This window comes from Staphylococcus sp. MB377 (assembly GCF_001922505.1).
Lineage (GTDB): Bacteria > Bacillota > Bacilli > Staphylococcales > Staphylococcaceae > Staphylococcus > Staphylococcus haemolyticus.
Genome location: NZ_MAON01000022.1, coordinates 243,174 through 256,736, shown reverse-complemented (window position 1 = coordinate 256,736; position 13,563 = coordinate 243,174). Strand labels below are relative to the sequence as shown.

17 protein-coding genes are annotated in these 13,563 nt (G+C 33.0%); 2 read left to right on the top strand and 15 right to left on the bottom strand.

Features of this window, described 5'->3' with window-relative positions:
• Window positions 1-4: 4 nt before the first annotated feature.
• The 5 genes from mobA to BB045_RS06415 are packed head-to-tail and all read right to left on the bottom strand — an operon-like array spanning window position 5 to window position 3,034.
• Window positions 5-610, bottom strand: a complete 606-nt coding sequence (mobA, locus tag BB045_RS06435; protein ID WP_070581222.1) for a molybdenum cofactor guanylyltransferase MobA — start codon at window positions 608-610, stop codon at window positions 5-7.
• A 6-nt stretch (window positions 611-616) separates the two neighbouring features.
• Window positions 617-850 carry a molybdopterin converting factor subunit 1 gene (moaD, locus tag BB045_RS06430; RefSeq protein ID WP_070442409.1) on the bottom strand — a complete coding sequence of 78 codons (234 nt, stop codon included), beginning with the start codon at window positions 848-850 and terminating at the stop codon, window positions 617-619.
• A gap of 1 nt (window position 851) precedes the next feature.
• Window positions 852-1,301, bottom strand: a complete 450-nt coding sequence (locus tag BB045_RS06425; protein WP_070442412.1) for a molybdenum cofactor biosynthesis protein MoaE — start codon at window positions 1,299-1,301, stop codon at window positions 852-854.
• 6 nt (window positions 1,302-1,307) lie between these two features.
• On the bottom strand, window positions 1,308-1,778 hold the full coding sequence (gene mobB / locus BB045_RS06420; RefSeq protein ID WP_070581221.1) for a molybdopterin-guanine dinucleotide biosynthesis protein B: 471 nt from the start codon (window positions 1,776-1,778) through the stop codon (window positions 1,308-1,310).
• Window positions 1,775-3,034, bottom strand: a complete 1,260-nt coding sequence (locus BB045_RS06415) for a molybdopterin molybdotransferase MoeA (protein ID WP_070442417.1) — start codon at window positions 3,032-3,034, stop codon at window positions 1,775-1,777. The genes mobB and BB045_RS06415 overlap by 4 nt, the downstream gene beginning before the upstream one ends.
• A 62-nt stretch (window positions 3,035-3,096) precedes the next feature.
• Between BB045_RS06415 and moaC the strand changes: the two genes are divergently transcribed.
• Window positions 3,097-3,579: a cyclic pyranopterin monophosphate synthase MoaC gene (gene moaC / locus BB045_RS06410; RefSeq protein ID WP_011275101.1), complete on the top strand. Its 483-nt coding sequence runs from the start codon at window positions 3,097-3,099 to the stop codon at window positions 3,577-3,579.
• 107 nt (window positions 3,580-3,686) lie between these two features.
• Here moaC and BB045_RS06405 read toward each other — a convergent pair whose 3' ends face one another.
• The 5 genes from BB045_RS06405 to modA all read right to left on the bottom strand — a co-directional run bounded on the left by BB045_RS06405 (window position 3,687) and on the right by modA (window position 7,505).
• Window positions 3,687-4,193: a MogA/MoaB family molybdenum cofactor biosynthesis protein gene (locus BB045_RS06405; RefSeq protein ID WP_011275100.1), complete on the bottom strand. Its 507-nt coding sequence runs from the start codon at window positions 4,191-4,193 to the stop codon at window positions 3,687-3,689.
• An 11-nt stretch (window positions 4,194-4,204) separates the two neighbouring features.
• Window positions 4,205-5,209, bottom strand: coding sequence for a ThiF family adenylyltransferase (locus BB045_RS06400; protein ID WP_070442420.1), 1,005 nt, complete (start codon window positions 5,207-5,209; stop codon window positions 4,205-4,207).
• A 211-nt stretch (window positions 5,210-5,420) separates the two neighbouring features.
• Window positions 5,421-6,026, bottom strand: coding sequence for an ATP-binding cassette domain-containing protein (locus tag BB045_RS06395; RefSeq protein WP_070442423.1), 606 nt, complete (start codon window positions 6,024-6,026; stop codon window positions 5,421-5,423).
• Window positions 6,027-6,698 (bottom strand): molybdate ABC transporter permease subunit, encoded by a 672-nt coding sequence (gene modB, locus BB045_RS06390; protein ID WP_070442426.1) that lies wholly within the window; start codon window positions 6,696-6,698, stop codon window positions 6,027-6,029.
• 12 nt (window positions 6,699-6,710) lie between these two features.
• Complete coding sequence (gene modA / locus BB045_RS06385) at window positions 6,711-7,505, bottom strand: molybdate ABC transporter substrate-binding protein (RefSeq protein WP_070581219.1); 795 nt, start codon at window positions 7,503-7,505, stop codon at window positions 6,711-6,713.
• A gap of 201 nt (window positions 7,506-7,706) precedes the next feature.
• On the opposite strand from modA, the gene fdhD reads away from it, so the two are divergent.
• Window positions 7,707-8,501 carry a formate dehydrogenase accessory sulfurtransferase FdhD gene (gene fdhD, locus BB045_RS06380; RefSeq protein ID WP_070581218.1) on the top strand — a complete coding sequence of 265 codons (795 nt, stop codon included), beginning with the start codon at window positions 7,707-7,709 and terminating at the stop codon, window positions 8,499-8,501.
• 35 nt (window positions 8,502-8,536) lie between these two features.
• Here the strand turns inward: fdhD and BB045_RS06375 are convergent, their stop codons facing one another.
• The 5 genes from BB045_RS06375 to BB045_RS06350 form a co-directional block, all read right to left on the bottom strand.
• Window positions 8,537-9,301: a GNAT family N-acetyltransferase gene (locus BB045_RS06375; RefSeq protein ID WP_070485077.1), complete on the bottom strand. Its 765-nt coding sequence runs from the start codon at window positions 9,299-9,301 to the stop codon at window positions 8,537-8,539.
• A 34-nt stretch (window positions 9,302-9,335) separates the two neighbouring features.
• Window positions 9,336-9,884, bottom strand: coding sequence for a biotin transporter BioY (locus BB045_RS06370; protein WP_070442434.1), 549 nt, complete (start codon window positions 9,882-9,884; stop codon window positions 9,336-9,338).
• A gap of 68 nt (window positions 9,885-9,952) precedes the next feature.
• The gene (locus tag BB045_RS06365) at window positions 9,953-10,900 is read right to left on the bottom strand and encodes a nucleoside hydrolase (protein WP_070442438.1); all 948 of its coding nucleotides are present in this window, start codon (window positions 10,898-10,900) and stop codon (window positions 9,953-9,955) included.
• A gap of 107 nt (window positions 10,901-11,007) precedes the next feature.
• Window positions 11,008-11,925: an ABC transporter substrate-binding protein gene (locus BB045_RS06360; RefSeq protein WP_070581217.1), complete on the bottom strand. Its 918-nt coding sequence runs from the start codon at window positions 11,923-11,925 to the stop codon at window positions 11,008-11,010.
• 403 nt (window positions 11,926-12,328) lie between these two features.
• Window positions 12,329-13,471: an acyl-CoA dehydrogenase family protein gene (locus BB045_RS06350; protein ID WP_176745726.1), complete on the bottom strand. Its 1,143-nt coding sequence runs from the start codon at window positions 13,469-13,471 to the stop codon at window positions 12,329-12,331.
• Between the last annotated feature and the right edge of the window lie 92 nt (window positions 13,472-13,563).

Genomic DNA, 13,563 nt, shown 5'->3' with positions numbered 1-13,563 from the left:
CTCCTTAATGATTTATCTGTTGTCTCAAGTCATCTAAATCTTCTTGATAGTTGATATTCTTATACCAATATTCAGGTGATTGTATGTTAGTAACATCTAAACATTCCGTCGTCACATTATTATAAACATGTCGTAAACTATAATCATTCGAAGCTAAAGCTTCATCCATAACGTTTATACAATTTGGATGATAAAAGGCTATAGTTGGTATAACTCGATCATGTTCAGAATAAGCAGCTATATCAATTTGATCTTCTATGAGTCTTGATACTAAAAATTGGTATAAAGCACTAATAGCCTTACCTGTTACCATAGGGGTATCAACAGATATTACAAAAAACAGTTCTTCATCGTTGTATTGTTTCATTACAGTATGAATACCAGCAAGTGGACCTTTATCTTTATTGTTAGCGTCATCTATAATAACATTGTCATGTTTAAATTGATTAGCTAATTGATCATTGGTGCTTATAATAATATCATTAAACATATTAGTTTCTTGTAAGGTTTGAACAATTTGTTGGTAAAATAATTGTCCATCTATTTCGGCAAATGCCTTTGCCTTACCAAAACGTTCTGAATGACCACCTGCTAAAATAATTGCTTTCATTTCCCGTTAACCTCCACTTACTGGAGGAATCAATGCAACAATGTCTGTTGGTTGTATGATATCCTCATCCTGTACAAATTCTTCATTTACTGCAACCTGAAACTTTTTAGATTTAATTGAAGGATGTCTTTCAAACAGATATTGTTTAAAAGCATCAACGTTAATTGCTTCATTAATATCAATTGTTTCACTATCAGTTTGCAAAATTTCTTTTATTTCAGCGAAGTATAATACCTTCACGTTAGTCCTCTCCTTTAGTAGCTAGATCGTGGCTACCTCTTTGATGTCCTTGCCACTCTGCACCGTCTTCCCAAATTTCCTTTTTCCAGATTGGAACGACTTCTTTAATACGTTCAATAGCATATTCGTTAGCTCTATATGCATCTTTACGATGGGGTGATGAAACTGCAATTAACACTGCTATATCTGAAATTTGAAGTGGCCCAATGCGATGAACAATTGTTGTAATCGTCCCTGGCCAACGCGTTTCTATCTCATCACCTATTTGTGCTAATTTTTTCTCTGCCATAGGTACATATGCTTCGTATTCTAGATATTCTGTTTTAATACCTTTAGTCCATTCTCTTACATGTCCTGTAAATACAACTACAGCACCTTGGTGTTCATTTATAGTAAATTCTCGATACTGTTCTGTTTGGATGGGTTTAGTAACGATTTCAAATTGTTTCATTTAATGTCAATCCCTTTGCTCTATCCATTGTAATAACCAATAATCATATTGTGATAACGCATGTTTATCATGAACATAATAACAATATTTAACACTAGTTAATTGCTTTAACTGTTCTAATTCTTCAGTAGTCTGATAGACGACCACTTTATCAAAATGTTCATCTTTAAACCCTTCAACCAAAATGATATTACAATCAATTGTAACAGATTGGTCAATCATTTGAGTAAGATTTTGTTTATATGCACGCGTGACAGTTTGTTGATAGTGTTCACCTTGCACAATACTTTGATCTGCTCCAGCATTAAAATGTTTCATATGATCTACATGGTCTTCTTGAAGCGTTATATCATCACCAATGTGGCCATGATGCTTGATTGTGACTATTGTGTAACCATAAGATTTTAAAAATTCTATCGTATGTTGCATCAAGGTTGTTTTTCCTGAATTTTTAAAACCAACTATTTGCAAAATCATAGTGTCATTTCCGTTTCATAGACATTCGATTCAGTTAAAATAACATTAACTGTATGACCTGCTTTAAATCCTCTAGTGCCCCCTGGCAACATAATCATTGAATTGCTATGTGCAATTGCTACTACTGCACCAGATTTATTAAATCCTGATGGCACTACTGTCGCACCACTCTGTGAAAATGTAGCAGATGCTCGAATAAAACGAGTAAAGGGATTCGCCTTAGTAAAATCTTCCATTAAAGTAGCTTTAACAACTTGAGGGTAATAGGCAGTTGCCCCCATCATATGTTGAATCGCAGGTTTGACAAATAATTCAAATCCAGTGAAACAAGCTGATGGATTACCTGATAAACCAAACAAATATTGCCCATTTGCAACAGCTACGGTTGTTACACTACCTGGTCTCATTGCAACTTTATTAAATAACACCTCTGCATTTACAGCTTTGTAAATTTCAGGTAGATAGTCAAAATCTCCAACAGAAACGCCACCCGTAGTAATTACGATGTCATGTTTTGACATGGCATCTTTGACAACTGAAATACTACTTTGCAAATCATCTTGTTGAATTTTATATGCTTCAACGTTTAATCCAGCTTTTGCAGATAGTGCTTTGATCATTGGACCATTTGAATTGCGTATTTTACCTGGTTGTAATTCATCATCCACATCTAATAGTTCACTACCAGTTGCAATGACTGCAATACTTGGGCGTTGTGTCACAGGAACTTTAGAGTAACCATATGTTGCTAGAACGGCTATTGCACCTGGATTAATGATTTGACCTTTTTTCAAGACAATATCACCTGTTGTTGTTTCTTCACCCTTAAGAGATACATTTTCATTTGCTTCAAATGACTTACGTATTGTAAACGTATCTCCATCCTCAACTGTTTGTTCAAACATGACTACTGCATCTGCACCTTCTGGAATTTGGGCTCCTGTCATAATACGTACTGCTTCATTTTGACCTAGTATTTTATCTGAAACTGAACCTGCGCCTATATGATCAATCACTTTAAATTGTTTACGATTTTCTGAGTATGCACCAGCAGAATCTTTACTTCGAATAGCAAACCCGTCATAAGGTGATTTATTAAAACGAGGAATATCGTAAGTTGCAACAATATTCTCCGCAAGTACATATCCTAAGCTATCTTCTAACATCACTTCTGTAGTATTCAAATATATATCCTGTTGAACAACACGATTTATCGCTTCTTTAACTGGTATTGGGTTTCTTTTTTCAACTGACATACTTATCATCTCCAAATTATAATTTAAAATCATGATATACTAACCCTATCAGGAGGGTTATTATGTCAAAATTCACTCATATCAATGAACAAGGTAATGCTAAAATGGTAGATGTCTCAAATAAAAATATTACTAAACGTACTGCTCAAGCTCATTCTAGCATTACTGTTAATGAAACAATTTATCAACAAATTATAGATAATACTAATAAAAAAGGCAATGTACTTAACACTGCACAAATTGCTGGTATTATGGCAGCTAAAAACACATCGACGATTATACCTATGTGTCATCCTCTACCTTTAACAGGTATAGATGTTCAATTTAACTGGCAAATTAATGATAATACTACATACACATTAAATATCACGGCTATTGTCTCCACTACAGGAAAAACAGGCGTTGAGATGGAGGCATTAACAGCCGCTTCTGCAACTGCTTTAACTGTTTACGATATGACCAAGGCAGTCGATAAAGGTATGATTATCGGTGAGACTTACCTTGAATCAAAATCAGGTGGCAAATCTGGTGACTATCGTCGTTAAGTTATTTCGAGCGCTCATATAATGTTTCAATTTAAATAATAAAGTCATGGATGCAAAACTTCAATTAGGGAAACCTATCATTTAAGTTTAAATCCATGACTATTTTTTTATTTATTCAATTCATGCAACATATGGTTTAATTCTGGCTTGATTAACTTTTCAATAGCCAATTTCACAGCTCCAGTAGATCCTGGTAGAGTATAAATTAATTTGTTCTTCACTGAACCAGCGACTGCTCTTGATAACAATGCTTTAGTTCCGACATCCTCTGTGTAACTTAAATATCTGAATAATTCTCCAAAACCTTCGATTTCTTTATCCAAAAGTGGCTTAACCGCTTCTATCGTAACATCTCTTTGTGCAATGCCAGTTCCACCAGTTGTAATTATGACATCAATATCAGATGCCAACCATTGTTCAATTTGAGATTGAATAGCTACTTTATCATCTTTGACAATAGCATAGTTTGAATTTAATACTTCGACATTGATATCTTGTATTAAAGTTTGTACAAGTTGACCACCTTTATCCGTCTCTTTATCCCTAGTATCAGATACAGTTAAAACTGCACATTGAATCATTCTATCTACTTTCGCGTGATCATGTTGATGCATTAATTCCACTCCTATCCGAATAATTGATTGATTAAATGAATGGCATCTAACGTCTTCGTTGTACCATGTATAAGCATTCGTCCACCCTCAAAACTAACAATTCGATGTCCTTTATATTCAAACATTATCATATATTTGTTTTCTCGATAATTAAGGTGATGTTGCTTAAGAAATTCACGTACCATTTCCTGGGAAATTTTATCATTATCATATTGTACTGTATCCCTACCACATAACGTTGCATATAATGTATGCTGTTTATTTAAATATGGAAAGGAAGGATTTGAACCACATGTTGGACACTCTTTTCTAAACATACGGCTAAAACCAAATGTAAAATGTTGACCATCCCATATATCTCCATAAGTTAATTTAGTAGGCACTGATTGCTCAGTTAATAATTTAAAGGTATCTCGCAATTGAAAACTTGTAGTCATCGTAACAGCAGGTTGTATAACACCTACAGTGTCACAAGTTAAATTAATTGCTGGTAGTTGAGGCATTAAACAGTTAAAACAAGGTGTCTCTCCTGGAATAAATGCTGCTTCTATATAAGTACTCTGCACGACACCACCATATATCCAAGGTATATTCTCTTTAAAAGAAAAGTCATTAATTAATTGTCTTGTTTCAAAATTATCTGTCGCATCAATAATAAGATCTACATGTTTAGCATACTTATCTAAAAAATAATAATCGACATGTGTAATAAAAGTTTTTAGTTTCAAGTCATGGCGCAATGCTTTTAAATGGCGTTCCGCTGCTACAACTTTAGGCAACATAGTATTAGCATCTTCTTCAGTAAATAATGTTTGTCGTTGTAAATTGCTAAATTCAATATAATCTCTATCTACAATTGAAAGTGTTTTGATTCCCGCACGAACGAGACCCTCAGCAACATGGGTTCCTAACGCTCCCATACCAACAATGAGTACATGTTTTTGACTAATTTTCTGTTGTCCTTCGTGTCCTATTCCTTTAAACAAAGTTTGTCTAGAATAACGTTCACTCGTCATTTTCATTGCCCTCTCTAGTTAATATCCATTTCTATCATTATATCGAACAAAGCGGGAGTGGTACAGAATTCAATATGAATTCATCGGCCACACCCGCAATGTTGACTAGATTTAATAATAGTCTATTATAAGCATCTTGTTAACTTAGATAATAATCATAATTCTGCTATAACGCTAAAATTTTATAATTTTAATCCCAATCTATCTTTAATTAACCTATCTTAATAATTTTATCAGCCAATACTTCAGCTTCAAAATTAGAATGTGTGACAAAGATGATTGGTATTTTCCATTCTTTAAAAATACGTTTAATTAAATTTATTCCTTCATCTCTCGTTGCATCATCTAGACTTGAAAATGGCTCATCTAATAAAATCAAGTCTGGCTTTGTACTTAGTGTTCGAGCTAAAGCAACACGTTGAGATTCTCCACCAGAAAGTGTCGATGGATATTGCTCTTTTAGATAATGAATATTTAGACGATCCATTAAATCATCTATATGGACAGATGGTTTAGACATAAAAGTTATATTTTTGTAAACTGTCATATTAGGAAACAATTGGTAATCTTGGAATAAATAGCCAATTTTGCGATTTTGTATTTTCAGATTGACTTTATGCTCAGTATCAATAATCAGTCTGTCATTGACTTTGATATAGGCTTTATCTGGTGTTCTTAAACCTGCTATCATATTTAGCACTGTGGTTTTACCTATTCCAGAAGGCCCTCGGATTGCGTAAATTTTAGGGACTGTATCGTTAATGTTAATATCAATAAATGTCTTTTTTAATTGATATTGAAGCTTTAACTCTAACATCTACTCTACCTCCCTATATTTATCTTTATTCGTAAAATTCAATACACCAATTACCGTAATTGAAAATGCGACTAACACAAGCACCCATAACCAAGCTTGATTTTCTCTACCTTGTTCAACTAAGAAATAAATTTCAAGTGGTAACGTGTTAGTTTTATTGGGTACATAGCCTGCAACCATTAATGTTGCACCGAATTCACCTATTGCACGTGCAAAACTCATCATTATACCCGCTATAATTGAACGTTTAGATAGCGGTAAAATTAGACGATAGAATATTTTATTCTCACTTGCCCCCATGATGCGAGCAGTATTTAGCATTTTCGGGTTAATACTTCTAAATCCTTGAATAGTGTGTTGATACATTAACGGAAAACTAACAATGACAGATGCAATTACTGCACCTGTCATTGTGAATACTACTGGAAGATGTAGTATGTTTTCAAAAAATTGTCCTACAACACTTCTAGGAGAAAATATTATAAGTAAAATAAACCCTAGCACCGTAGGAGGTAGAACAATGGGTAATAATATAAAACTTTCAAGGAGTTTAGTAAGATGCCCTTTTCCTTTATAAAGCAACCGGCAAACAAAGATACCTAGTACTGATACAATAATGGTACTTATGACAGCCACTTGAATCGAAATCCAAAAAGGTGTAATGTCAGGCATACTTATTACCTCCTAAATTTCAAAATGATATTCTTTCAAGATATCTTTTGCTTTTTTAGATTTTAAGAAGTCCATCCACTCTTTTGCAAGTTTCTTATCTGAAGTAACACCTGCTTCGTAAGTGATTGGTTTTTTAAGTTCAGCTTCTTTAATTTCGTTTACTTTATCTGTTTTCTTTTTATCAGTATATAAATCAGTTTCATAAACAAAGCCCATTTCAGCGTTGCCTTTTTCAACATAATTTAATACTTGTTTAACATCTTTAGCGTAAACTAAATTATCTTTAACTTCACCGTATAAACCTTGATCTTCTAAGTATTGTTTCGCATATTTACCTGCTGGAACTGTTTTAACTTCACCAATCGCTAATTTTTCATTATCTTGTAAATCTTTAACTGATGATTTATCGCTATTTTTATCTCCGACTAAGACAAGTTTGTTATGAGCGTATTTATATGCATCGTGTGCCTTGTCTTTGTCTTTTAACATATCAACATCTTTAGTATTTGCAGACATGAATACGTCAGCTGGAGCACCTTTTTCGATCTGTTGTCTTAATGCGCCTGAACCACCATAGTTAAAGCTTACATCAACATTTTTATGATCTTTTTTAAATTCTTTTTCTAATGCTTTACTAACATCACCTAAGCTCGCTGCTGCCGAAATTTGTAATTCTTGTTTTTTGTCATTATCTTTTTTACTAGAATCAGATGATTTATTGCCACTATCATTACTACCAGAATTTGAACATCCTGCTAAAATAATTACTAAAGTAGCAATCACTGCCATGAAATGTTTAATATTCATTTCTTAACCCCTTCCTTTTATACATTCAATTATACGCTATTCTTAATCTTTTGAAAGGTATAAATTATAAAAATCCACCTAATATCCATATTATTAAATACATTTAATATACTATTAATTATTTATATGTAATTTAAATCTTTTCAAATTGTAACTAAAAGTTTTAATATAGAATTACATATCCTTAAAGGAGAAATATAAATGAACAAAGATGTGTTACAGGGGCAATCTATTATCCGCTATGAAGATGGACAATTAATAAATACAACAGATAGTTATGTTACAGAATTTCCATTGACTATCAATGTAAACGGTACGGAATTCGCAACGGTTATTTGTAGCCCGACACATATGGAAGAACTTGTAGTTGGATTTTTAGCCTCAGAGGGAGCTATTTATAAAAACGAAGAAATAAAATCATTACAAATAGATGATAGCAAAGGCTTTGCACATGTAGAGTTAACTAAAGATTTAGGCGATCGCTTTGAATACTCTACTAAACGCATGATTGCATCTTGTTGCGGAAAAAGTAGAGAATTTTACTTTCACAATGATGCGGCAATAGCTAAAACCTCAATGTCAAAAATAACATTAACTCCTAAACAAGTACTCAATATGATGACTGGATTACAAACTGCAAGTACATTATTTAAACAAACTGGTGGGTTGCACAATGCCGCCATTAGCGATGGTAATGAATTTTTCGAACATAGACAAGATATTGGTCGCCATAATGCTCTAGATAAACTATATGGGTTTTGTCTTGAAAGACGTATTCCTGTAAGAAATAAGGTGCTTATTTTTAGTGGACGTATTTCATCTGAAATATTATTAAAGGCGGCTAAAATAGGTGTAGGCGTTATATTATCTAAATCCGCACCTACGACTTTAGCTATTACATTAGCCAACGATTTAAATATTACTGCTATTGGCTTTATTAGAGATGGAAGTTTTAATGTTTATAGTCATCCTGAACGTATTAAAGCCACAGAGTAGTTGGAATAATTAGTTTAAACTACTCTGTGCCTTATTTAATTAACTTCTTCTTTAACTATGTGGTAAACAAAACTTTGATACGTATAACCTTGTTTTAAATACATATCTTTTGCTGTTTCTTCTCCATCAGCTACAAGTATAACTGGTCGTTCATTTGCTAAGTTACCTATGTATGCTTGTATTGTTGACCCAATACCTTGTCTTTGAAATTGCTCAATTACACCAAAACTATCAATTTCAATAGTTACGTCAGTAATAATAACATCAACAGTCCCTACTGGTTCATTTTCAACATAAGCAACTAATCGTTTTTTATTGTCTTTTTTTTGTAGGATGGTTTGTCTTACATTATTAATACTTTCAATAGCAAATGGTTTACCATAAGGCAATGCAAATGAATAATAGATATTCAAATAATCTTCTATATTGCTTTCATCAACTTCTTTAATGTCTACATCATTTCTACTAGTTAACTGTGTTAATTCAGTTCCTTCTATAATATAGAATTCAAGTATGCCTAATTGAAAATCTCTATCTTTAATTGCATTTATCCACTCCTGGCTTAATCTTTCATTCTCTGGAAAAGTAAACGCTAAGTGATTTGAATCCTGTTTTTGATGCAGTTCATATTGAGAGGTCATATCCTTGAACCACTGATCTAATGTGGGCATTTCTTTATAAAACCACTTATTCGTATCATACTTAAGCGGTTCTGAAGGCGTTAAATAAATAATTTTCTGCTTATCTTCATGATATAAATGCCCATCTTGCGCAATATTATGTATTGATATATTTGACATAGCTATATTCACCCACCCTATTAGCTTGATAAATTTATTGTATCAAACTTTTAAACCGTGAATGATTTAAAAGAGTTACACCAATTAAACTTGCAATAATGGCTTTAATAATATCTCCAGGTATAAATGTAAATGACAATAAGAATGCTTTGCTTGCATGGATATTTATAATGAAGCCCATAATAATCGTACCCACGATATCTAAGAATAATACACCAATAACTAAAGTAGCGACTAATAATATCGCAAAGTTAATATTATTAAAGTATCGGTCTCTCACTAATCCTATACCAAATGCAACTACTGGATATAAGAATAAGAATCCTGCTGATGGTCCCGCAAATACTCCGATTCCTCCACGTCCACCAGATAGAACTGGTAAACCTGCAGCAGCTAATAGTAAAAAGACAATGATACTCAGTGTCCCATATTTTTTACCTAGAATAATACCTGCTAAAAATATGCCTATATTTTGTAAAACAATAGGTACTGGCATAATTGGAAGCGGGATTCCTGGTACCAATCCTAAAACACAAATAATTGCTGTCATTAAAGCTGTGTAAACTAAATTTCTTGTATTCATGTTGTATCCTCCTTCTACGAAAATGATTATACCACTAATGTAAACTTTATAAAATATAAAGTTTACATTTAAGAAGGAGAATCTACTTTTTTAGCTAAATCAGTAATATAATTAAAGAAGTCATCATGCTTAACATCAGTGACAACTTTGATAGAACGCCCACTTTCTTTAATAAATGTACGTCCTTGACTAGGCCCTTTAAATTCTACATCTACATTCAATGATTTATATTGAACTAAATCAGGTTTCCCTATATAAGCAGTGGTTAAGACATCCCATAAGAAGTATGTAGAATTTGTAATAAAGTGTGTCAAAGGCGGTACTGCAGCATAGCTAACACCTAAAAAATCTACACCTGGATATTGACGTTTATCAGCCCACATTTGTCGAATGTCTAATGTTAACGGAACTTTATTGGTGCTTTCTAAAGCTACCATATCTATCGCTATTTCACTATCAAATACTGTCTTAACCGCATCCGGATCCCAAAACGCATTCCACTCAGCTGTACCATCATGTTCAGGCTCTTCTACGTTACCTTTTTCGAGAAACGTTCCGCCCATCCAAACTAATTTTTCAATATTATTTTGAATGCCAGGTTCAATTTTAAGCGCTTTAGCCAAATCTGTTAGTGGTCCAGTAAATAGCAAAGTTACAGGTTCACTTGATTGACTTAATACTCTCATAATGTCCTCATACGCTTCTATATCACTGATGGTAGACTGTTTATTGGTAGTTGATTCATTTAATATGGGTAACGCATCCATAAAGAATGCATGCATTCTCCATTCTTTTGGAAAAGGATTAGCCCCACGTTCATAGGACGGCGCAACCTGTAAAGAATTATTAGAAAATCGATTTATAATTTTACATGAAGCGCTGACTGAAGGTTCTAAATAACAATCTGCTCCTATAGTACTAACACCTACTAATTCGATATCATCCATTTGTAATAATAAAAACAAAGATATTAAATCATCTACTCCACCATCGTGATTAAAATATACTTTACGCAAAAAGATTCCTCCTTACATACATTTGTAAATTTAAAAAAGCTACGACTACATTATATGTAATCATAGCTTAAATATCATAAATAATTGATTATAGTTTTTATATTTTATTATTTACTAGCTTTAAGTAACTTGTCTTTTAAATCTTTTCTCATAAAGTCAAGCGTATAAGGGTCATTATACCAGTATGTTTCAGCTTTAACTTCAATAACGTTATTATTTTTCACTGCAGGTAAATTTTTCCATATATTAGTTGTTTCATAACTTGGTTTAGATTTACCTTCACCAGTTGATACGATATAATCACCAGCTACGTCTTCAATTTTTTCTTGGCTTACTTCAGCCCAACCTTCTTTCTTAACTAAATCTTGTTGGCCTTTAGGCATTTTTAAATCAAAGGCTTGATATAATACTTCGCCACCACGACCCCAGTTGTCGCCGTAAGTGTAAACTTTTTTATCAAATTCATCTAAGATAGAAACTGTTGAATCTTTACCAATTGCATCTTTGATTTCTTTTCCATCTTTTTCAGTTTGTTTCTTCCATTTGTCTTCCCATTTTTTAACTTCGTCTTCTTTACCCATAATCTTACCTAGCATTTCTTGTTGTTCTAAATATTTATGTTTTCCATAATCAACTACAATTGTTGGGGCAATTTTTTGATATTTTTTAATATTTTTATCAGTAGAGTAAACAATAATTAAATCAGGTTTTTTCTTAGCAACTTTCTCAACGTCAGCTTCACCAATTTTAGTCGTGTCTTTAAATTTATTTTTTAAAATTGGACTTTGATCAACTTGATTATTTACTGCAACAATATTTGCGCCTAATTTATGTAAACCACCCGCAAAAGTAGGTGCTACTACCGCAATACGTTTTGGATCTTTAGGGATTTTTATAGTTTTCCCACTATCTAATTTATATGATTTTGTTTCTTCTTTTGAATCGGATTTACCTGAACCACCATTATTACCACATGCAGCTAAAACGATGATTAGAACAAGTAAAGGTAAAATTAACTTTTTCATAACATCCTCCTATTGAAAACGATTATCAATTTCATCAAAAATTATATCCTACTACCTCTTTATTTACAATAAAAATTTTAATAATTTGTGAAATTAAAAAGAGGCTGAGACAAAATAAAATGTCTCAGCCTACTTTATCATTTTGTCAGTAGCTGACTGATTTGAAAATGCGCTTGAATCAAGCTTTTTTCAAACCTAGTCATCCTTGCCTGGTAGGCGGGGCCCCAACAAAGAGAATTTCCTAAAGAAACTCTACAAGCTAAACAAGTTGGGGTTCGGGGCCCCAGCAAAGAGAATTTCCTAAAAAAATTCTACAAGCTAAGCAAGTTGGGGATACAACGAAATAAATTTTGAGAAAATATTATTTCTGTCCCACTTCCTAAAATCTATAGTTATTAGACTCTTAAAATAAATTACATAAAGATTTCGCTATATTAGTGTATGCTGCATCTTCCATTGGTGGATTGTGTAATCCAGCCCTCATATCTCGATAATAGCGTTGTAACGGACGATCCATTTCCAGACTTTTTGCACCAACAATTCTCATCGCTAAATCAACAACTTTTAACCCTTGGTTCATCACTAGCACTTTACTAGCAGATGTTTCATTCCATAAGTGTGGTTGATTTTCTGAATAATTATATCCTTTTGCGGTACTCCATAAAAAGTGACGTGCTGATAATAGTAAAGACTCCATTTTCCCAATGTTTTGTTGTACAGTTGGTAAATGACTAATAGTTCCTTCTATACTATTTGGACCATAACTCGTCGCAAAGTCTATGGCATAATTTCTTGCCGCCTGTGCAATTCCTAAATATGTACTTGGAATATGTAATATCCAGCCATTCGGTTGTGGCTTTCTTTTTGACTCTACGAAAAAGTCTTTAGGTATCCATACATCATTCAATACTAAATCGTGACTTTCTGTAGCTCTCATACCTACCATATTCCAATTATCTGCAATTTCTACACCATCAAATTCTCTTGGTACTAAGAAGAAACCTACTTCCTGTAAATCATCTACATATGCAGCTACAATATAATGGGTCAATGCTTTACTCATTGATGTAAACGTTTTAACACCATTTAATAAGTAACCGTCATCTTGTTTTACTGCATGTGTCGCAGGTCTGCCTCCACGAGTTGGGCTCCCTGTATCCGCTTCACTTACCGCTCGATTAACAAGAGCTCCATTTTCGATATCTTTTGCAAAGCGATTAAGCATGTCCTGCTTCCACATCGTTTGTTCATATATTTGACCTATAACACTTAAATGCCAACCAATAGATAATGCTGTTGCACCGTCAATAGCACCTAAATATGTTTGCAAAACAACCATATCTTCAATAGTGGCACCTTCTCCACCATATTCTACAGGTAGCGTTAGTAAGCTATAACCTTCTTTAACTAGCCATTCAATATTCTCATAAGGGAACCTAGACTGTTTATCATTCTCTGTTGCTCTTGCTTTAAACGTCTCTTCTATTGATTGAAATTTTTTTATCCATTTCTTTTGAATATCTGTATTAATCAGAACTGAATCGATCAATTATATCACCTGTTCATTGTCATTATTATTTAAACCTAGTTTATCACTCGACATTACAAATTGAAAGTTAACCACTTAAGGGATTATAA

What these genes read in the sequence shown, in the direction of transcription:
- mobA (WP_070581222.1), bottom strand. Translation starts at nt 610, where the DNA reads ATGAAAGCAATTATTTTAGCAGGTGGTCATTCAGAACGTTTTGGTAAG.
- BB045_RS06425 (WP_070442412.1), bottom strand. Translation starts at nt 1,301, where the DNA reads ATGAAACAATTTGAAATCGTTACTAAACCCATCCAAACAGAACAGTAT.
- mobB (WP_070581221.1), bottom strand. Translation starts at nt 1,778, where the DNA reads ATGATTTTGCAAATAGTTGGTTTTAAAAATTCAGGAAAAACAACCTTG.
- BB045_RS06415 (WP_070442417.1), bottom strand. Translation starts at nt 3,034, where the DNA reads ATGTCAGTTGAAAAAAGAAACCCAATACCAGTTAAAGAAGCGATAAAT.
- moaC (WP_011275101.1), top strand. Translation starts at nt 3,097, where the DNA reads ATGTCAAAATTCACTCATATCAATGAACAAGGTAATGCTAAAATGGTA.
- BB045_RS06405 (WP_011275100.1), bottom strand. Translation starts at nt 4,193, where the DNA reads ATGCATCAACATGATCACGCGAAAGTAGATAGAATGATTCAATGTGCA.
- BB045_RS06400 (WP_070442420.1), bottom strand. Translation starts at nt 5,209, where the DNA reads ATGACGAGTGAACGTTATTCTAGACAAACTTTGTTTAAAGGAATAGGA.
- BB045_RS06395 (WP_070442423.1), bottom strand. Translation starts at nt 6,026, where the DNA reads ATGTTAGAGTTAAAGCTTCAATATCAATTAAAAAAGACATTTATTGAT.
- modB (WP_070442426.1), bottom strand. Translation starts at nt 6,698, where the DNA reads ATGCCTGACATTACACCTTTTTGGATTTCGATTCAAGTGGCTGTCATA.
- modA (WP_070581219.1), bottom strand. Translation starts at nt 7,505, where the DNA reads ATGAATATTAAACATTTCATGGCAGTGATTGCTACTTTAGTAATTATT.
- fdhD (WP_070581218.1), top strand. Translation starts at nt 7,707, where the DNA reads ATGAACAAAGATGTGTTACAGGGGCAATCTATTATCCGCTATGAAGAT.
- BB045_RS06375 (WP_070485077.1), bottom strand. Translation starts at nt 9,301, where the DNA reads ATGTCAAATATATCAATACATAATATTGCGCAAGATGGGCATTTATAT.
- BB045_RS06370 (WP_070442434.1), bottom strand. Translation starts at nt 9,884, where the DNA reads ATGAATACAAGAAATTTAGTTTACACAGCTTTAATGACAGCAATTATT.
- BB045_RS06360 (WP_070581217.1), bottom strand. Translation starts at nt 11,925, where the DNA reads ATGAAAAAGTTAATTTTACCTTTACTTGTTCTAATCATCGTTTTAGCT.